The organism is Holdemania filiformis DSM 12042, assembly GCF_000157995.1.
Lineage (GTDB): Bacteria > Bacillota_I > Bacilli_A > Erysipelotrichales > Erysipelotrichaceae > Holdemania > Holdemania filiformis.
Genome location: NZ_GG657561.1, coordinates 265,225 through 285,231 on the forward strand (window position 1 = coordinate 265,225; position 20,007 = coordinate 285,231).

19 protein-coding genes and 1 pseudogene are annotated in these 20,007 nt (G+C 53.2%); 18 read left to right on the plus strand and 2 right to left on the minus strand.

All coding sequences use genetic code 11. The features are described 5' to 3' along the window. The first annotated feature begins 37 nt into the window (after positions 1–37). The 4 genes from HOLDEFILI_RS13895 (at position 38) to nadE (ending at position 4,489) form a co-directional block, all read left to right on the plus strand. Positions 38–712, plus strand: a complete 675-nt coding sequence (locus tag HOLDEFILI_RS13895) for a DUF969 domain-containing protein (RefSeq protein ID WP_006060433.1) — start codon at positions 38–40, stop codon at positions 710–712. Beyond that, positions 712–1,866 carry a DUF979 domain-containing protein gene (locus tag HOLDEFILI_RS13900; RefSeq protein WP_006060434.1) on the plus strand — a complete coding sequence of 385 codons (1,155 nt, stop codon included), beginning with the start codon at positions 712–714 and terminating at the stop codon, positions 1,864–1,866. The genes HOLDEFILI_RS13895 and HOLDEFILI_RS13900 overlap by 1 nt, the downstream gene beginning before the upstream one ends. Before the next feature lie 79 nt (positions 1,867–1,945). Then, the gene (pcp, locus tag HOLDEFILI_RS13905; protein ID WP_006060435.1) at positions 1,946–2,587 is read left to right on the plus strand and encodes a pyroglutamyl-peptidase I; all 642 of its coding nucleotides are present in this window, start codon (positions 1,946–1,948) and stop codon (positions 2,585–2,587) included. A gap of 24 nt (positions 2,588–2,611) precedes the next feature. Next, positions 2,612–4,489 (plus strand): NAD(+) synthase, encoded by a 1,878-nt coding sequence (gene nadE / locus HOLDEFILI_RS13910; protein ID WP_006060436.1) that lies wholly within the window; start codon positions 2,612–2,614, stop codon positions 4,487–4,489. A 95-nt stretch (positions 4,490–4,584) separates the two neighbouring features. On the opposite strand, the gene hdhA is transcribed toward nadE, so the two are convergent. Next, positions 4,585–5,388 (minus strand): 7alpha-hydroxysteroid dehydrogenase, encoded by an 804-nt coding sequence (hdhA, locus tag HOLDEFILI_RS13915; RefSeq protein ID WP_006060437.1) that lies wholly within the window; start codon positions 5,386–5,388, stop codon positions 4,585–4,587. Positions 5,389–5,577: 189 nt separating this feature from the next. Continuing rightward, a complete protein-coding gene (locus tag HOLDEFILI_RS13920) occupies positions 5,578–6,465 on the minus strand; it encodes a fructose bisphosphate aldolase (RefSeq protein WP_006060438.1) in 888 nt (295 codons plus the stop codon). A 158-nt stretch (positions 6,466–6,623) separates the two neighbouring features. On the opposite strand from HOLDEFILI_RS13920, the gene rlmD reads away from it, so the two are divergent. From rlmD to HOLDEFILI_RS13990, 14 genes and pseudogenes are all read left to right on the plus strand, one after another. Beyond that, positions 6,624–7,979, plus strand: coding sequence for a 23S rRNA (uracil(1939)-C(5))-methyltransferase RlmD (gene rlmD, locus HOLDEFILI_RS13925; protein WP_156788953.1), 1,356 nt, complete (start codon positions 6,624–6,626; stop codon positions 7,977–7,979). Between the two features lie 255 nt (positions 7,980–8,234). Then, a complete protein-coding gene (locus HOLDEFILI_RS13930) occupies positions 8,235–9,362 on the plus strand; it encodes a DUF6017 domain-containing protein (RefSeq protein ID WP_006060440.1) in 1,128 nt (375 codons plus the stop codon). 15 nt (positions 9,363–9,377) lie between these two features. Further along, the gene (locus tag HOLDEFILI_RS13935; protein WP_003819042.1) at positions 9,378–9,590 is read left to right on the plus strand and encodes a DUF5348 domain-containing protein; all 213 of its coding nucleotides are present in this window, start codon (positions 9,378–9,380) and stop codon (positions 9,588–9,590) included. A gap of 41 nt (positions 9,591–9,631) precedes the next feature. Then, positions 9,632–10,108: a PcfB family protein gene (locus tag HOLDEFILI_RS13940; protein WP_006060441.1), complete on the plus strand. Its 477-nt coding sequence runs from the start codon at positions 9,632–9,634 to the stop codon at positions 10,106–10,108. Further along, positions 10,105–10,410 (plus strand): hypothetical protein, encoded by a 306-nt coding sequence (locus HOLDEFILI_RS13945; protein WP_006060442.1) that lies wholly within the window; start codon positions 10,105–10,107, stop codon positions 10,408–10,410. Before HOLDEFILI_RS13940 ends, HOLDEFILI_RS13945 begins: the two co-directional genes overlap by 4 nt. Positions 10,411–10,457: 47 nt before the next feature. Further along, a complete protein-coding gene (locus HOLDEFILI_RS13950) occupies positions 10,458–12,305 on the plus strand; it encodes a recombinase family protein (RefSeq protein WP_208854978.1) in 1,848 nt (615 codons plus the stop codon). A 79-nt stretch (positions 12,306–12,384) separates the two neighbouring features. After that, positions 12,385–12,576 (plus strand): transposon-encoded TnpW family protein, encoded by a 192-nt coding sequence (locus tag HOLDEFILI_RS13955; protein ID WP_006060444.1) that lies wholly within the window; start codon positions 12,385–12,387, stop codon positions 12,574–12,576. A 133-nt stretch (positions 12,577–12,709) separates the two neighbouring features. After that, positions 12,710–13,024: a hypothetical protein gene (locus HOLDEFILI_RS13960; RefSeq protein ID WP_006060445.1), complete on the plus strand. Its 315-nt coding sequence runs from the start codon at positions 12,710–12,712 to the stop codon at positions 13,022–13,024. 84 nt (positions 13,025–13,108) lie between these two features. Next, positions 13,109–13,669 (plus strand): RNA polymerase sigma factor, encoded by a 561-nt coding sequence (locus HOLDEFILI_RS13965; RefSeq protein WP_006060446.1) that lies wholly within the window; start codon positions 13,109–13,111, stop codon positions 13,667–13,669. Then, positions 13,666–14,523 (plus strand): hypothetical protein, encoded by an 858-nt coding sequence (locus HOLDEFILI_RS13970; protein ID WP_006060447.1) that lies wholly within the window; start codon positions 13,666–13,668, stop codon positions 14,521–14,523. The genes HOLDEFILI_RS13965 and HOLDEFILI_RS13970 overlap by 4 nt, the downstream gene beginning before the upstream one ends. Before the next feature lie 72 nt (positions 14,524–14,595). Continuing rightward, positions 14,596–14,892, plus strand: a complete 297-nt coding sequence (locus HOLDEFILI_RS13975) for a DUF3847 domain-containing protein (RefSeq protein ID WP_006060448.1) — start codon at positions 14,596–14,598, stop codon at positions 14,890–14,892. Between the two features lie 133 nt (positions 14,893–15,025). Then, entirely contained in the window at positions 15,026–16,636 is a 1,611-nt protein-coding gene (gene mobQ / locus HOLDEFILI_RS13980) for a MobQ family relaxase (protein ID WP_244264336.1), read from the plus strand. Positions 16,637–16,652: 16 nt separating this feature from the next. Next, the gene (locus HOLDEFILI_RS13985; RefSeq protein WP_006060450.1) at positions 16,653–18,554 is read left to right on the plus strand and encodes an AAA family ATPase; all 1,902 of its coding nucleotides are present in this window, start codon (positions 16,653–16,655) and stop codon (positions 18,552–18,554) included. Between the two features lie 85 nt (positions 18,555–18,639). Continuing rightward, positions 18,640–20,007: pseudogene (locus HOLDEFILI_RS13990) on the plus strand (VirD4-like conjugal transfer protein, CD1115 family); the annotation flags it as partial.

Here is a 20,007-nt window from a genome sequence, read left to right on the forward strand (position 1 = left end):
ATAATGGGAATACTCAAAAAGGGAAAGGAACTCAGTTATGGAATATTTGAAACTCATCGGCATTCTGATCATCGTGGTCGGATTTGCCTTAAAATGGGACGTCATTGCGGTCGTCCTGATTTCTGGTCTGGTCACCGGCCTGGTGTCCGGTCTGGACTTCGTTCAGATCCTGGAGATCATGGGCAAGGCGTTCGTCGACAACCGTCTGATGTCGATCTTTTTGATCAGCTTCCCGGCGATTGCGCTGATTGAGCGTTACGGCATGAAGGAACGCGCGGCGGAATTGATCGGCAAGATTAAAAACGCAACGGCAGGCAAGGTCTTATCCATTTATATGGTCGTGCGGATTCTGGCTTCGGCGATGTCGATCCGGCTGGGCGGCCACGTGCAGTTTGTGCGTCCGCTGATCCTGCCGATGAGCGAGGCGGCCGGCGAAACGTCGATTAAAAAAACGCTGAACGAAAAACAGAGCGAGCGGATTAAGGGCTTGGCGGCCGCGGTTGAAAACTACGGCAATTTCTTCGGTCAGAATATCTTTTTAGGCAACAGCGGCGTGCTGTTGATCCAGGGGACGCTGGCGGCGGCCGGTTATGAGGTCACGCTCGGCTCGATCGCGCAGGCGTCGATTCCGGTCGGCATCGTTGTGACGATCTTTACGATCATTCAGGTTCTGTTAGCGGACCGCAAGCTGAAAAAGGAGGCGCAGGCGTAATGGATTTAAAAACACTGTTAAACTGGGGCAGCGAGATTGTATTCTGTCTGTGCGGTCTGGTCAGCTTCAACGCGGCCTGGCGCGGTCTTCAGAACGAAAAATGCCGGATCGGCACGTTTGTGTTCTGGACGATTCTTGGATTGATCTTTATTTTAGGCCCGTATATCCCGTATGCGCTGACCGGTGCGCTGCTTCTGGTGCTGGGCTGCCTGACGGCGACCAAGCAGGTGCAGATGGGCAAGTTTGTGCCGTCGGAGGCGTCGTTCCGCAAGGCGCAGGCGGACAAGCTGGGCAATAAGATTTTCCTGCCGGCGATCACGATCGGCGTTGTTGCCCTGGCTTTGTCAATGCTGAAATTTTCAGATAAGACGCCGGTAATTTCTTTTCCGATGTTATGGGGCATGATTCCCGCGGCTGTGTGTGTGATCTTGGCGGCTGTGAAAGGAATCCTGGCGAGAAAGCTGCCGTCGGAGGAAAAGAAACGCGCTCAGCGGCAAGCGGTACAATGGGCCATCGCGGGTGGAATCTTAGCGGTGATCACGGTGATTTTAGCGCAGCTGAAATTCAAAGTTGCGGAGGGCGGCGTGACCTTCCCATCGGCGCTGGCGATCGGTCTGGCTTCGATCCTGGCGTACTTGATCGGTGTGGCGATCACCCGGCCGAAGTTCGCGGAAACGCGTGACGATACGGCACGGTTATTGATGACGGTCGGTGCGGCGAGCCTGCTGCCGCAGCTGTTAGGGGCGTTGGGATCCGTCTTTACGGAGGCTGGCGTCGGAGCGGTGATTTCCAGCATTATGGCGAATGTTGTGCCGCAGGGCAGCGTGGTATTGGGCGTGATCGTTTATGTCGCCGGGATGGTTCTGTTTACGATGGTTATGGGCAATGCGTTTGCGGCGTTCTCCGTCATCACCGTGGGGATTGGCGTTCCGTTTGTGATCCTGCAGGGCGGAGATCCGGCAATCGTCGGTGCCCTGGGAATGACGGCCGGTTTCTGCGGCACCCTGATGACACCGATGGCGGCGAACTTCAATATCGTGCCGGCGGCAGTACTCGAAACGAAAAACAAATACACGGTGATCAAGGCGCAGCTGCCGATGGCGCTGGTCATGATCGTCGTTCACGTCGTGCTGATGCTCGTATTGGCTTTCTAAGCTTAATAAATTAAGATCAGGGGAAAGGGCGCAAGCGGATTCCCCTGGTCCGCGGATAAATAAAAAGGAGGACGTTGTGATGAAAATATTAGTGACAGGTTTTGATCCGTTTGGCGGTGAGAAAATCAATCCGGCCATTGAGTCGGTAAAACGGCTGCCGGAGGTTATTGGCGGTGCGCAGATCGTCAAGCTGGAAATCCCAACGGTTGTTCATCAATCGCTGGCCGTGATCCGGGAAGCGATCCGGAAGGAAGACCCGGATATGATTCTTTCGATCGGTCAGGCCGGCGGCCGGCCGGATATCACAGTGGAGCGTGTCGGCATTAATGTCGACGACTGCCGGATCGCGGATAACGCGGGCAACCAGCCGGTGGACGAACCGATTTATCCGGAAGGGCCGGACGCGTATTTTGTTACGCTGCCGATCAAGGCGATGGTCAAAGCGATGCAGGAGGCTGGAATTCCGGCTTCCGTATCCAACAGCGCCGGGACGTTTGTTTGCAACCACGTGACCTATGGCGTACGTTATTTGATCGAGACGGAATTTCCGGGCAAACGCTCCGGTTTCATTCACATTCCGTATCTGCCATCGCAGGCGGCGACAAAAAAAGGCATGCCGTCGATGGAGCTGGATACGATCGTAAAGGGTCTGATCGTGGCGATCGAAGCGATGATCGAGCATCAGGAAGACGTGAAGATTACCGGCGGAACGATCTGTTAAAAAAGAAGCAGCGGGGGCAGAAACATGAAAATCGCGTTAGGACAAATTAACGTTAAACAGGGCCAGCCGACGGAAAATCTGGCGGCCATGCGTGAAATGATCGTACAGGCGAAAGCGGAGAAAGCAGATCTGATCGTCTTTCCGGAGATGGCGCTGAGCGGCTACTGTCTGCAGGACAAATGGCTGGATCAGGATTGGTGCGCGTATCTGGAAAGTCTGAATGACGAGCTACTGGCGCTGTCACAGGGGATCGGTATCCTCTACGGCAATCTGGGAACCCGGCCGATCGGCCAGGCCCAGCGTGGGCGTGACGGACGCCCGGTGCGCTACAACGCCGCTTATTTCTGTGCTGACGGTCAGTGGGTGAAACGGGAAAACAGCAGTTTGGATGGGATGTATATCAAGCATCTCAATCCGGATTACCGGGTGTTCGACGATTCCCGATATTTTCTGTCCGGAATGGAAATCGCAATGCGGAATCAAACACCGGTTGAGGAAGGACTGCGGCCGTTTCTGTTTGAGAAAGACGGAAAGACCTGGCGGATCGGCGTTGAGATTTGCGAGGATCTGTGGAGCGAGGATTATGCGCTGGATGTGACGGACGCCTATTTAAAGCAGGACGTCGATCTGATCGTGAATCTGTCCTGCTCCCCCTGGACGCTGAATAAAGAACGCTCGCGGGATAAACGGGTGCGCCAGCATGCCGCTTCGGCGCAGGGAGCCTTTGTGCCGCTGGTTTATGTCAATGCCTGCGGGATGCAGAACAACGGCAAAAATGTAATGGTGTTTGACGGCGACAGCACGATTTATGATGAACAGGGTGAACGCCAGCTTTCGCTGAACGATCAGTTTGAGCCGGAGTGCCGGATCGTCGGCCTGCATGAGCGCGAAGTTCTTACACGCCAGCCGGAAACCAAGCTGATGCGCGCGTTGGTCAGCGCGATCCGGGAGTTTGACAAGCAGATGTTTTCACCGAAGATGAAATGGATCGTCGGTTTGTCCGGCGGGCTTGACAGCAGCATCACTTCGGCGCTTCTGGTTTACGCGCTGGGCGCTCAGCGGGTTGTCGGCTACAACATGGCCAGCCGGTATAACAGCCTGACGACGAAAAACAACGCGAAGGCGCTGGCGGAACGCCTGGGGATTTTGATCCGCGAAGGCAGCATTGAAAAGATCGTCGACGCGACGGTCGATACGCTGCAGGACTATGGCTATCCGCAGGCGGAAGGGCTGGCGCTGGAAAATATTCAGGCCCGGCTGCGCGGTCATTTGTTGTCAAGCTTTGCTTCAATGGAAGGCGGCGTGATCGTCAACAATGGTAATAAGGTGGAAGCGGCGCTGGGGTACTGCACGCTGTATGGCGACGCGATCGGCGCACTGTCGCCGATTGCCGACTGCACGAAGGTCCAGCTGTTTGACCTGGCGAAGCAAATTAATGCGGCGTTTGGCCGCGAGATCATTCCGGCTAACCTGCTTCCGGAAATGGACGGTGACCGCCTGATCTGGGAATTCCCGCCGTCAGCCGAGCTGAAAGATGACCAGCGCGATCCGATGAAGTGGTTTTATCACGACTGGCTCATTAACCAGCTGACGGAATATCCAGGCGGCCGGGTTGAGGAAATCATGGACGATTATTTGCAGGGGCGGCTGCAGACCAGCGAGATCGGACGGTGGCTGCGATACTATGGGCTGGATGAGCCGCAAGCTTTTGTTCAGGATCTGGAATGGGTGCTGCGGACAATGCAGGGCGCGGTGTTCAAACGCATCCAGTTCCCGCCATTGATTTTGATCAGCCGCGGTGCGTTTGGCAGCGATGTGCGCGAGGCGCAGATGTGCCCGGAAACAACGAAACGCTATCGTCTGCTGCGGGAACAGATTCTGGCCTTGCCGAAGCCGTGTTAATGAATTAAGCGCATACTCGAATTGAAAAGAAAACGCTGAGGTGAACAGGATTACTCCTGCACGGCTTCAGCGTTTTTTATTATTGTACGTTCGGATCAGTGTTTTCGGTCAGCGCTCAAATCGATCATGTCGGCATAGACCGGTGTCGGCAAGCCGAATCCGCCATGCACCGCCATGACCTGACCGGTCGTGTAGGCCGCATCATCGCTGGCGAAATAAACCACGGCTGCCGCGATTTCCTCCGGTTTGCCCATGCGCTGGATCGGCGTATGCCGCAGGAAGAAATCCTGGAATTCCTTGGACATGTTGTTCATTACGGCATCGGTTGCGGTCTGGCCCGGGCAGACTACGTTGACGCGGATGTTGCTGCGGGCGGTCTGCACGGCGATATTTTTTGATAAGTAGATGATCGCGTCCTTGCTGACGGCATAACCGATCCGTGCGATATCCGGCGTCAGCCCGCCGATGGAGCTGATGTTGACGATGCTGCCGCCGCCTTGTTTCTTCATGTGCGGAATGACTGCCTGGCTGCTGACGAAAACGCTGGCCAGATTGATATCGACCGTGGCCTGGAAATCCTCCCAGCGCGTGTGCTCAATGTCTAAATCCGTCTTGGGATCCGAGGTGCCGAAATTGTTGACCAGCACGTCGATCCGGCCTTCCAGCTTGACGACTTCTTCGATCATTGTGCGGTAGGATTCTAAATCGGTCGCATCGTTATAAACGGTGCGGACGCGGTAGCCCATCGCGTTCAATTCCTCAGCCCGCTGGCTGGCCCGTTCTAAATTCCGCGCGGCCATGTAAACAATTGCGCCTTCCTTCGCGCACGCCTGCACCGTCGCTAAGCCGATGCCCCGCGTCGAAGCGGTAACCAATACTACTTTGTCTTGTAATCGCATAGTTTTCTCCTTTACGTGATGCTTTAAATTATAAGCACGAAGACTGGAAAAAAATATCGAAATGCCCGGCTTCCCGGTAGAAAGTAAAACAAACAGAGGCAAAAGAACGAGGGAAAGAATTGAAAAAACAGGGCGGAATCCGGGAATTTCCCATATCCGTCCTGTTTGCAGAGGTTAAGCTTCGTTTGTCTATTGGATGGAGGCGTCGTAAATTGTCTGGATCGATTCCTGCAGCAGCGCGTTGAATTCGTCATCAGTCTGCTGCGCCTTAAGACCTTCGGTCAACGCCCGGGAGAAGCTGGCGATTAAGCCGGGGTTGCGCGCCAGTTTTTCGTTGGCTTCCTTGCGGGAGTAGCCGCCGGACAACGCGACGACGCGGACGACATGCGGATCATTCATCAGATCGCTGTAGAAACCATCAAGCGTCGGGATTGAAAGCTTAAACATTAAGCGGACATCCGCTTCGAGTGTTTTCAGATGACGCTCAATTTCGGCTTTCAGCAGGATCTCGCATTTTTCCTTGTCCGGCAGGGTAATGTCGACTTCCGGTTCCAAAATCGGAACGAAGCCGGCTTTCGCGATTTCCAGGCCGATTTCAAATTGTTGATCAACAATCGCGCGGATGCCGTCCGGATTTGCACCTTTGATCACGGAGCGCATCTTTGTGCCGAAGATATGCCGCTGGCCTGCTCTCTCCAGCAATCCCTTCAGATTGCCGATCGGCTTCATCAGCTGAACGTCGTTCTCTAACGGAGCCAGACCTTTGTCAACCTTGAGAATTGGCAGAATGCCTTTCTTTTCCCATAGATAGTCGGCGGTGTACTGGCCTTCAATCTGGCGGTCCATCGTCATTTCAAACAGGATAGCCGCCAGGATATGCTCGCTGGTGAAAGCCGGACTGGTGATGATTCGTGAGCGCATCTGATGGATCAGATCGAACATCGCTTCCTCGCCGTTGTACTGATCTTCCTCGATTCCATACAGCCGAAGGGCTTTCGGCGTACTTCCTCCACTTTGGTCCAGAGCGGCGATAAAGCCTTTGGCGGAATGCATTCGGTTCAGTTGTTCTTGATTCATGCGAAACCCTCCTTTTCTCTTGCCCGGGATGAATCAGTTCATCTCTAAGCTCATGATAGCACTTTCTTTGTGAAAATACCATGCCCGCAATGCAGTGGTCAGAAACAAAGCACTGCCGTCTGCGGTCATTTTATGATATGATGGTACCGGTGATAGAAATGAAAGAAAAGAAAAAGGATCCGATCTCTTCAGTTCGGACAAAGTGCATTCAGCTTGATGCTTCCGGCAAAGGGCTTGTTAAAATAAAAGACGAAAAGGTTTTGATCGAGAATCTGCTTCCCGGCGAGGAAGTTGAATTGGAATATACACGGGGAAGGGGCGTTCGAGTCGTATCCGCGGTTCGGCTGACGGACAGTCCGCTGCGGGTGAAACCGCGCTGCCGGGTGTTTGACCGCTGCGGCGGATGTCAGCTCCAGCATGTCGATTATCCTGCCCAGCTGGACTGGAAAAAGGAAAAGGTCCAGCAGCTTTTAGGGCGGTATGGCCGGGTGCATGATGTTTTGGGCATGGCAGAACCGTGGGCTTACCGCAACAAGGTGATCGCGACGTTTTCGCTCAGTAAAAAAGGAAAAGTCATCGCCGGGATTTATGAGGAGGACAGCCATCAGCTGGTCGCGTATTCGTCATGCTGGATCCAGGATCCGATCGCAGAGAAAATTCTCGCCACGGTATGCGAGCTGATGACGGAATTGCGGATCGAACCGTATGATGAGGATCAGCGTACAGGGTTGGTCCGGCATTGTTTGATTCGCGTCGGGCATGTGAGCCGCGAGGTGCTGGTGTGTCTGGTCTGCGCTTCGCCGATCTTTCCGGCCCGCAAGCAGCTGATTCAGCGGCTGCGTCAGCGGCATCCGGAAATTACGACTATCGTCATGAACGTGAATTCCCGCAATACCAGCGTCGTTCTGGGATCGCAGGAGCGAGTGCTCGTGGGGACCGGAAAAATCCAGGACGAGCTTTGCGGACTGAAGTTTTCGATCGCCGCGAAGTCGTTTTATCAAATTAACTCAGTCCAAACCGAGGTCCTCTATGGGAAAGCGATGGAGCTGGCCAATCTGACCGGCAAGGAACGGGTGCTGGACGCGTATTGCGGAATCGGGTCGATCAGCCTGGTCGCGGCGAAGGCGGCCAAGGAGGTCGTCGGCGTAGAAGTCAATCCGGTATCGGTCACAAATGCGATTGAAAACGCGCGCATGAACCATCTGCGCAATGCTTGGTTTGTCGAAGCGGATGCGGGTTTGTTTATGGAACAGGCAGCGCGGGAAGGGCAGGCTTACGATGTCGTGTTTATGGATCCGCCGCGGGCTGGTGCGGATGAGCGTTTCCTGAAGTCGTTATGCCGGTTAAATCCGGATCGGATTGTGTATATCTCGTGCAATCCGTCAACGCAGGCACGGGATCTGCGGCATCTGACACATGAGGGATATCAGGTGCGGACGATCGTACCGGTCGATCTCTTTCCGATGACGTCGCATGTGGAGACAATAGTGTTGCTACAAAGAGGAACCTTGTAGAAATCCTTAGATTTAGGCACTTTTCCCGCCATGTGGTGTTTGACGCCGAGGGTGATAAGTTCCGCAATAAGCGCATTGAGGACTATATCACGGTTTCGGTAGTCATTGATATGGAGTGTGGGAACACAAAAAAGTAAATAGTTGATTGAAAAGGACATTGTGAAAACAGTGTCCTTTTCTTATGGGCTGTGCCGCAGATTTTGAAAAAGTCTGCGGCTTTTCTTTTGCCCAAAACCAGAAAGGAGGCGACCGCCTATGTACTTTACTTCCGGCAGCGACCGGGCCTTTGAACAGCTCATGCAGACGAGGCCGGGCGCAGATCATTTTGACAGCGGCGAGGCCGGAGCGCCGGAGGACTGCGGCACCTGCCGTTTCTACCGCCCGCACTGGAAGTACCAGTTTTGTGTGTATGAGGAATGTCCCTACCAGCCGGGCAAGCGCACCGCCCTTGACGGCGCGGTGAAATTTCAAGTGAAAGGAGTGGACGACGAGATGGCAGTTTTTCGAGTGGAGAAAAACCGGGGCTACACGGTGATGTCCAACCACCACCTGCGGAACAAGGACTTGTCCCTGAAAGCCAAGGGGTTGCTGTCGCAAATGCTGTCCTTGCCGGAGGATTGGGATTTTACGCTGAAAGGCTTGTCCCTTATCAACCGGGAGCAGATCGACGCGATCCGGGCGGCGGTTAAGGAGCTGGAACAGGCGGGCTATATCGTGCGTTCCCGTGAGCGTGACAGCCAAGGCCGCCTGCGTGGGGCGGATTACATCATTTACGAACAGCCCCAGCCTGTGCCGGATTCGCCTACATTGGAAAATCCAACATTGGATAATCCAACGCAGGAAAAGCCTACGCAGGAAAAACCAACGCAATTAAATAAAGATAGATCAAGTAAAGAGAAATCAATTACGGATGGATCAAATACCGATTCCATTCCTATCCTTTCCCCTCCCTCTCCTTTGGGGGAAGAAGCGGCTGCGCCGCCGGAACGGAAAGGAACGGGAGCGAAATCACAGAGCGCCGTAGAGATTTATCGGGAGATCATCAAGGACAACATTGAGTATGAACACCTTTGCCAGTACGCCAAGGGGATTGACCGGGATATGCTGGACGAGATTGTGGACTTGCTGGTGGAAACCGTATGCAGCGCCCGAAAGACTATCCGCATTGCCGGGGACGATTACCCCGCCGAGCTGGTGAAATCCAAGCTGATGAAGCTGAACAGTTCTCACATTGAGTTTGTCTTTGACTGTATCAGCAAAAACACCACGGAAATACGGAACATCAAAAAATACCTGCTGGCGGTTCTGTTCAACGCCCCAAGCACCATCAACGGCTATTACACGGCGCTGGTGGCCCACGACATGAACACAGGCAAAATCTGAAAGGAGGACGGCCCTATGAAACAGGGTGCTTTGATTTTTGACGAGCAGACAGACCGCTACGACATCCGCTTTGACCTTGCGGACTATTACGGCGGCCTGCACTGCGGAGAAACTTTTGATGTGATGGTGGGCGGCAGATGGAGGCCGACCCGCATTGAAATGGCCGAGAACTGGTATCTGGTGGGAATCCATGCCGACGACCTCTCCGGCCTGCGGGTGCGGATTTAAGCCATCCGCCTGCCTGCTGACTTTCCAAGGAGGGATAGCAGTTGCAGGAAGAAGTAGACCAGAAAACCATAGCGTTAGCGGTTAAGACGGGCAAGCTCACCGCCCAAGTGCTGCAAGCGGCCATCCGAAAATATCTGGCCGCCCGGCAGAAAGGGACGGGCAAGGCCCATCACGGCCAGCAGAGCTTACGGCAGCTCAAAAAGGACGGTTCCGCCCTGTCCAACATTGAGATCACCGACGCCAACATTGGCTTATTTAAGCCCTGCGCCAAGAAATACGACATTGATTTTACCTTGCGGAAAGACCGCACTACCCATCCGCCCCGGTATATCGTGATCTTCAAATCCAAGCAGGCGGACAATCTGGAACAGGCGTTTAAGGAGTTTACGGCCAAGAAGCTCAAACAGCAGGAACGCCCCTCCATCCGAAAGACCCTTGCCGTCCTGAAAGGAAAGACAGCGGCCAGAAGCAGCCAGCAGGCCAAGGAGAAAATCAAGGAAAGGGGGCTGTCACGATGAAGCCGGAAATGAAAAAACTGATAATTGCCAACCTGCCCTACCTGCTGTTTGTTTACCTGTTCGGCAAGCTGGGACAGACCTACCGGCTGGCGGCTGGGGCGGACTTGTCGGAAAAACTGCTGCACCTTGCGGACGGCTTTTCCCTTGCCTTTGAAAGCGCCGCCCCCAGCTTCCACCTGTTCGATCTGGCGGTGGGCGTGGCCGGTGCGGTGGCATTGCGCCTGATGGTGTACTGCAAGAGCAAGAACGCCAAGAAATACCGCCGGGGTGTCGAGTACGGCAGCGCCCGTTGGAGTGCATAATTTTAAGTGTAAATGACACATACATGGACGCACAGGAGGTTATGCACATGACTGATTATAGCAAAATTACAGCCCTTTACTCCCGCCTTTCCGTGGGCGACGAGGACAGGGACGGCGGCGAGAGCAACAGCATACAGAACCAAAAAATATTTTTGGAGAACTATGCCAGAGGGCAGCACCTAACCAATATCCGGCACTACATTGACGATGACGAAAGCGGCAGGTTTTTTGACCGTTCCGCCTACTCCCGCATGATGGACGATGTGGAAAACGGGAAAATCGGTGTCTGCATTATGAAAGACCTTACCCGCTGGGGGCGTGACTATCTCCAAGTCGGCAACGCGATGGAGATATTCAGACGGAACAATGTGCGTTTTATCGCGGTCAACAACGGGATAGACAGCGAGAAGCCCGACACGCTGGAGTTCGCGCCCTTTATCAACATCATGTCGGAGTGGTACGCAAAGGACATCAGCAAGAAAGTGAAAACAGGCATTAAGACCAAAGGCATGAGCGGAAAGCCGATTGTCACCGAAGCCCCTTACGGTTATGTCAAAGACCCGGACAACAAGGATTTTTGGATAATCGACGAAGAAGCCGCCGAGGTTGTCCGTTTGATTTTCCGTCTGTTTATCGGCGGGAAGAACCGAAACCAAATCGCCGTGCATCTGAAAAACGAGCAAATCCCTACCCCCACTTTCTATATGAAAGACCGGGGGCGGGGAACCTGTAAAAATAAGACACTCAACGAGGATAACCGCTGCAAGTGGAACAAAGCCACCTTGACCAATATCCTCACACGGCAGGAGTATTGCGGCGATGTGGTCAACTTCAAGACCACAAAGCATTTCCGGGATAAACATAACCACTATGTAGACCGGAGCCAGTGGCACATCACAGAAAATGTGCATGAGCCGATTATCAGCCGCAGCGATTTTGAAACCGTACAGCGGATTTTGGAAAACGCACCCGTCAAACGCCCCAACGGGGACGGGGAAATCCACCCTCTGTCCGGCTTGCTTTTCTGTAAAGACTGCGGCGCAAAAATGCACATTCGCATAGATTATCGGAACGGCGGCAAGCGGCACGTTGCTTTTTGCAGCGAGTACCACAAGGGGAAAGCCAAGAACCCCAAATGCCATTCCCCGCACATCATGGACGCGGATTTGCTCATGCAGACCATCGCGGAAGTGCTGAAGAAAATCGAGGACTATTCTATCAGCAACCGGGCGGAGTTTGAAGCCTTAGTGAAAAAGAACCTTGCCATGCAGCAGACCGACCAGACCAAAAAGCAGCAGAAGCGTATTCCGCAAATCACGACGCGCCTTGAACAGATTGACAAGGTGCTGAATAAGCTCTATGAGGACAACGCCCTCGGCACGATCCCGCAAGACCGTTATGAGCAGATGTCGCAGAAGTATTCGGAAGAATACTACGCGCTGAAAGCGGAGCTTGCCACGCTCCAAGAGCAGCTATCCGCTTACGAGAACGCGGGAGGACGGGCGCAGAAGTTTTTGAAGCTGACGGAACGCCATGCCGCCTTTACCGACCTGACCCCCGCCATTCTCAACGAGTTTATCAGCCGGATTGAAGTGCATGAGCGCGACCAGAAAAGGGCGAGATACGCAATCCAGCACATCAGCATATATTTCAATTATATTGGCAAGTTTGAGAATGAAGTGACACAGCTTGCAGAGCCGACCGAGCAGGAAATCCGGCAAATGCGGGAGGAAATCGAGGAAGCCAAAAAGGAAAAGAGCCGCGCCTACCACCGGCAGTATTCAAGGGAGTACCGGGCGAGAAACCTTGAAAAGCAGCGGGAGTATGACCGCATGAAAGCGAGGGAATACCGGGCAAGGCGAAAGGCACAGGCAGCCGCACAGCCCGCACAGTAAAACAGAATAACCGTCAACCAAGAGGGATTTTCCGAACTACGGGAAATCCCTCTTTTGCGCCCAAAGAAAGGAGCCGCCTATGGCAGAACAGACCCCCGACAGTATCATCACGACCCAGAGGAACGGGCAGACCATTGTTGCGGAGTTATTTTTCAATCACAGCAGCACAGAAACATTCCGCGACAAGCTGCTCAAACTGGTGCTTGCCGACAGCTCACGTTTATCCGCGTCTGACGGTCAAGAGCCGGAAAAAACAGAAATCTTGCGATAACAGCCGCCCTGACGAACCATTCCCTGTCCGGGCGGTTTCTATTTGAAAATCCTTATTTTCCCCAAGTCAAGAGCCGGGAAAAACACCCGAAAAATGCCCCTATTGCGTAACAGGGGCGCAGAAAGGAGAGTTTATGAGAACAGGGCTTACGAAGCAGGAAAAGACCACCGATATTTGGTTTGACGAGAAAGACCCGCTAATCCATATCCGCACCCACAACACCGACTTAAAGAAGCGGCTTGCCGCCTATGCCGGACAGCACCCCGACCAGTGCCGCCAGACCGACGCAGACCCGGACACGGGCTGCATGGAGTTTGAAATCCGCAAGGGGCGTTTCTCTTTCCGTCTGACCGCCCCATACAGCGAGGAACGCCGGAGAGCCGCCAGCAAAGCAGCGAAAGCACATACCGATAACTTGTCACGCACTATTCAAAAAAGTGTGATATAATTTTTTTGAAAAAGTTTGAGATTTGATGTAGTATTTGCAGCTAAAACCGTAGTATATAGGTGAAGCCGGAAAGGAGGCGATGTGATGATAACAGATGAAAATATCATTGAATTGTTTTTCGCGCGTTCAGAACAAGGCATACGGGAACTGGACACAAAATACGGAAAAGACTTCCACAATCTTTCCTACCATATCGTAGGGAGCAGGCAAGATGCGGAAGAATGTGTAAACGATGCCTATTTAGGCGCATGGAACGCGATTCCCCCGGCGCGCCCCAATCCACTGCTGACTTATATCTGTAAAATAGTTCGGAACATTTCATTGAAGATTTATTACAGAAAGGAAGCAGCAAAACGAAGCAGCCATTACACGATTGCTATGGAGGAAATCGAAGCCTGCATAGCAGCCCCTAACACAGTAGAAGCAGAGATTGAGGCCAGAGAATTAGCCCGTATCATTGGGGAATTTTTGGACACGCTGACCCTCGAAAACCGCGTTATCTTCATGCGCCGCTACTGGTTTTCCGATAGCTGCAAGGACATAGCCGAGTTTGTAGGGCTTTCGGAGAAAAATATCTCCGTCCGGCTGACCCGTATCCGTCAGAAAATGAAAAGCTATTTAGCAGAAAGAGAGGTATTCGTATGAACTCTAAGAAGTTTTCCGAGGCCATGAGCGAGCTTGACAGCAAATACATTGACGAAGCCCTCAACTATAAAAAGAAAGCGAGAAAGCCGGGTTGGATTAAGTGGGGAGCTGCGGTAGCTTGCCTGTGCCTTATTATTAGTGGTATGTATTTGTTAAGACCAAATGATTACAACGAGGCTGGAAACAATGGCGGTATCGTAATGCTTTTTACTGAGGCCAAAGTTGTTGAGGTGTTCTCTCCACGATCTGTTCTCGTCGAGATTACAAAGGAGAATATATATAATGCAAATACCGACGAAAATCTATTCAATGTTGGCGATATGGTGCAAGCCGAATTTAATGAGGATATAGTGCTGCATTTTGTTAGCGGTGATGTCGTTATAATTGGCAGGGGCAATACCGCAAAAGTTGATTATTCGCAGAAACCATATATTGCACAATGCAACAACATTAAAATCAAAGCGAAAGAAGATTACCGAAATATTTGGGTTAGTGCAGAAACTGACGAGGGAGCAGAAGAAGCTGGGATTACTTTCGTAGAAAATACTTACGGGGAATATTTGGAAAACCTTCCGTCGGACAATAGCTATCGGATTGAAGATTATAAGCTGTTAGACCATACCCTTTTAGAAACCACGGAAACCTCGGTGTCGGGCGAGTTCACATTTGCCGTTAAAGCCACAGATGCTGAACAATACGCGGGGGAATATACTTTGAATGGTACAGGGGATTATGAGGGCTGGTTAATACTTCGACGGAGCTTTACTTTGGAACATCGTAATAACCCATATTGGAAGTGCATAGAGCTAAAAGATGTACCAATTTTAAATAGCGAATATGTTAATGTAGAATAACCAAACATACGGGCAACTGATTTAATCGGTTGCCCGTATGTTACATTTAGAAGCAGAAAGGAGCGACCAACCATGACAAAGCCAAGAGAGAAAACCCGCGAGGAGCTGCAAGCCGAGATTGAGGACGGAAAGAAGAAAATCCGGCAGTTTGAGAACCGGGAAAAGATGTTGCGTCAGAAGTTATCCAAAGAGGAACGCCGGACACGCAGCCACCGCCTTATCGTCCGGGGCGCGGTCTTTGAAAGCATTGTGCCGGAAGCAAAGAACATGACCGACGAGGAAGCCGCAGCACTTCTCCAGCTTGCATTGACGAGTGAACCAGCGCGGGAATATCTGAAAAAACGAGCCGAAAGCGGGAACGCCGAATAAATCCCTTTGGAACAAAGGGCGCACTTATACACCCTTGCGGGCGTGTGCGCTCTGCCGAGGGCTTTATCTCCGCACAGGGAGATTTCCCCGCGCTCCGATATGGCGGCTTTGCCGCAACAAGGGGCTGCACCCCTTGCGCCGCTTCGCGGCTATCCCTGCACACCCACAAAAACAGTACACCCGCCGTTGGCGTCTGTACCATTTTTGTGGGTTTTATTATCCTATCCGGGAGGTGATACCCATAGCCATTTATCATTGGAACATCGGCATTGTGAGCCGAGGAAAAGGCAAATCAGCCGTTGCCGCAGCCGCCTACCGAAGCGGCGAAAAGCTGACAAACGAATGGGACGGAATGACCCATGACTACACCCGCAAAGGCGGCGTTGTCCATACAGAAATCATGCTGCCGCCCCATGCCCCGCCCTCATTCTCTGACCGTTCAACCTTGTGGAACAGCGTGGAGCTTTACGAGAAAGCCGGGAACGCCCAGCTTGCGCGTGAGATTGACGCGGCGCTCCCCATAGAATTATCCAGAGAGGAACAGATCCGGCTTGTCCGGGAATACTGTTCCTCTCAATTTGTTTCCAGAGGAATGTGCGTTGACTTTGCCATTCACGACACCGACAGCGGCAATCCCCATTGTCATATCATGCTGACTATGCGACCACTTGACGAGCACGGCGCGTGGGCGGCAAAGTCCAAAAAGGAATATGACCTTGACGAAAACGGCGAGCGTATCCGCTTGCCAAGCGGCAGATATAAGACGCACAAGGTTGACCTCACGGGCTGGAACAGCCAAGAGAATGCGCTTGTTTGGCGCAAGGCATGGGCTGATATTTCAAACGACTATCTTGAGCGTGCCGGAAGCCCGGAGCGTATCGACCACCGCAGCAACGCCGAGCGCGGCATAGACGAGCTGCCCACCGTCCACATGGGCGTGGCGGCTTGCCAGATGGAGAAGAAAGGTATCGCCACCGAGAAAGGCGCACTGAACCGCAGTATTCAAAAGACAAACCGCCTTATCCGGGAAATCCGGGCGCAGATTGGGAAGCTCAAAGAATGGATTGCCGACCTGTTCAAAGTGTGGGAAACCGCCCCGAAGCAGCCGCCGCAATCTCCCAACCTTGCAAATCTGTTGATGAAGTATTTGAGCGTTCAGAGAGAAAAGAGCCGGAAGTATTCGCAGCGTTGGCAACAACAGCACACAGCCGATGAACTGAAAACCATAGCGGCAGCGGTCAACTATCTTTCCGAGCATGGTATCTCTACCCTTGACGAGTTGGACGCAGCCCTTTCCTCTGTCAGCGAACAGGCCGACGCTATCCGGGAGGGAATGAAAACCGCCGAGCAGCGCATGAAAGAACTGCAAAAGCTGATAGAGAATGGCGAGAATTATTTGCAGTACAAGCCCATTCATGCCGAACTGAAAAAGTTGAAAAATGGCTGGACGAACAAACGGGATAAGTATGAGGAAGCCCACCGCGCCGAGCTGACCCTATGGAACGCAGCAAGCCGCTATCTCCATGCAAATCTGACGGATATAAAGACGCTGCCTATCTCCAAATGGAAACAGGAATACGCCGACCTCAAAGAGCAGAGAGATACCGACTACACCAAACTGAAAGCTACCCGCGCCGAGGTTGCCGAGCTTCAAAAAATCCGCAGGTGCGTGGATATTGCACTCCGCGCCGACCAGCCGGAGCAGACGCAGAGCCGCACCAAGCGGCACGATATAGACCGCTGAAAGGAGTTGAACTTTTATGTATTACACCCAAGAACAGATAGACCGCGCCAACCAAGCCGACCTTGTTTCTTTCCTGCAATCACAGGGCGAGCAGCTTATCCGCGCCGGAAACGAATACCGCTGGAAGCGGCACAACAGCTTGACCGTCCGGGGAAACAAATGGTATCGCCACAGCCAGAGCAAGGGCGGCGCACCCATTGATTTTGTCATGGAGTTTTACGGAAAGAGCTTTACCGAAGCCGTTGAGATGCTGACAGGAGAAAAAGGCGCAGCCCCGCCGCCGGACAGACCAATCCCCGCGTCCTTTTCTGACTTCCGACTGCCACCCCGCAGCACCGACAACCGCACAGCGAGGAACTACCTCACAGCCGCCCGCCGCATTGATGAAGATGTGTCGGGCTTTTTCTTTGCCAGCGGCGATATTTACGAGGATGCAGCCCACCACAACGCCGTATTTGTGGGGCGGGACGAGGACGGAATACCGCGCTACGCCCACAGCAAGGGAACGGCGGGAAACTTCCGGCTTGATGTGAAAGGCAGCGACAAAGCCTTTAACTTCTGCTACCGGGGCGAGGGCGAAAGATTGTTTGTTTTTGAAGCCCCGATAGACCTGTTATCTTTCCTCTGCCTGTTCAAAAAGGAATGGCAGAAACAAAGCTACCTTGCACTGGGCGGCGTGGGAGAAAAAGCCCTGCTGCGTTTCCTCTCTGACCGTCCAGACATTCAGACCGTCTATCTCTGCCTTGATAGCGACCAAGCCGGAAACGACGCTTGCAGCCGCCTTGTGGAGCTTATGCCGGAGGGCTTGACCGTCCACCGCCTTATCCCTCTTTTCAAAGACTGGAATGAGGTACAGACGCGCAGGGGAGAAATCACAGACGGGAAGTATCTCCGCGAAGCGGTCTATGGACTGAAAGAGCCGCCGCAGGAAGAAACGGTTGAGATTATCCGCATGAGCGAGGTTGACACACAGACCGTCGAATGGCTATGGGAGCCGTATATCCCTTTCGGGAAAGTAACCATTGTGCAAGGCAACCCCGGTGAGGGAAAGACCACCTTTGCCCTGCGCCTTGCCGCCGCCTGCACCACCGGGGGAACACTGCCGGGAATGAAGCCCTTGCCGCCATTCCAAGTGATTTACCAGACCGCCGAGGACGGGCTGGGCGATACCGTCAAGCCCCGCTTGATGGAAGCAGAAGCCGACCTTGACCGCGTACTTGTGATTGATGAAGCAAAACGGGAGCTTACCCTGTCCGACGAGCGCATAGAGAAAGCAATCATGCAGAATGGAGCGCGTCTGATTATCCTTGACCCCATACAGGCGTATATGGGCGACAAAGCCGACATGAACAAGGCAAACGAGGTGCGCCCCATTTTTCGCCGCCTTGCCGAAGTTGCCGAGCGTACCGGGTGCGCTATTATCCTTATCGGACACCTGAACAAAGCCGCCGGAGGACAGAGCGCATACCGGGGTTTAGGTTCTATTGACTTCCGCGCAGCCGCCCGGAGCGTGCTTCTTATTGGGCGCGTAAAGCGAGAATCGAATGTGCGCGTTATCGTCCATGACAAATCTTCCCTTGCGCCGGAGGGAAAGCCCGTAGCCTTTTGCCTTGACCCGGAAACGGGCTTTTCGTGGATAGGCGAATACGACATCACCGCTGACGAGCTGCTGTCCGGCGCGGGTGGGAACACCGCCACCAAGACCGAACAGGCTGAACGGCTGATACTTGACCTGTTGGCAGACGGGAAAGAGCTTGCCAGCGAGGACATAGAGAAAGCCGCAGCCGAAGCCGGAATATCCGAAAGGACGGTACAGAACGCCAAGCGCAACATGGGCGGCATTTTAGGCGCAAGGCGTGTCGGCGGTCAATGGTATAACTTCATCAAGAAGAAGCAACCACCCGAACCCGCAAGCTGAAAGTGCAAAACGCAGACCCTTTGCACTTTGCACTTTCGCACTTTCACGATAATTTGCGTCAATAACTCAAAAAAGCACTTGACAAAACGCTTCATGGGGCGGCCCCAAAGATATAGCCCCGTACATCGACCCGGTGTTTGACAACAACATCCTCCTGACCCAGACGGAACGCCTCACCATGAACAACCGGCCCAAAGACCCCAAGACCGCCCGGAATAAAAATGTGCTGGTGATCGGCGGTTCCGGCAGCGGCAAGACCCGGTTCTTTGTGAAGCCCAACCTTATGCAGTGCGTGTCCAAGGACTACCCGACCTCATTCGTAATCACAGACCCAAAAGGAAGTCTGATCGGCGAGGTGGGCCAGCTCCTTGTGCGGTGCGGCTACCGGGTGAAAGTGCTGAATACCATCAACTTTTCCAAGAGTATGCGCTACAACCCGTTTCGCTACATCCATTCGGAAAAGGACATTTTGAAGCTGGTAAACACGCTGATCTGCAACACCAAGGGCGAGGGCGAAAAGAGCGCCGAGGATTTTTGGATCAAATCGGAACGCCTGCTGTATTCGGCCCTCATTGGCTATATCTGGTACGAAGCGCCGGACGATGAAATGAATTTCACTACGCTGCTTGAAATGATAAATACCAGTGAAGCCCGCGAGGACGACCCGGAATTTCAATCCCCGGTAGACCAGATGTTTGAACGGCTGGAAGAAAAAGATCCGGAACATTTTGCGGTGCGTCAGTACCGTAAATTCCTGCTGTCGGCAGGCAAGACCCGCAGCTCCATTTTGATAAGCTGCGGAGCCAGATTAGCGCCCTTTGACATCCGGGAGGTGCGGGAGCTGATGGAGGACGACGAACTGGAACTTGACACCATCGGGGACAAAAAAACGGCCCTGTTCCTGATTATGTCGGACACGGACACGACCTTTAATTTCATTCTGGCAATGGTGCAAAGCCAGCTTATCAACCTTTTGTGTGACCGGGCCGATGACAAATACGGCGGGCGGCTGCCCGTCCATGTGCGGCTGATTCTGGACGAGTTTGCCAACATCGGCCAGATTCCAAACTTTGATAAGCTGATCGCCACCATCCGAAGCCGGGAGATCTCGGCTTCTATTATTTTGCAGAGCCAGTCGCAGCTAAAGGCCATTTACAAGGACGCGGCGGAAATCATTTCCGACAACTGCGACTGTACACTGTTCCTTAGTGGCAGGGGCAAGAACGCCAAGGAGATCGCGGAGGTGCTGGGCAAGGAAACCATTGACAGCTACAACCAGAGCGAGAACCGGGGCGCGCAGACCTCCCACGGACTGAACTACCAAAAACTCGGAAAGGAGCTGATGAGCCAAGACGAAATTGCAACGATGGATGGAGGCAAGTGTATTTTGCAGGTGCGTGGCGTAAGGCCGTTTTTCAGCGAGAAATACGACATCACCCGCCACCCCCGCTAT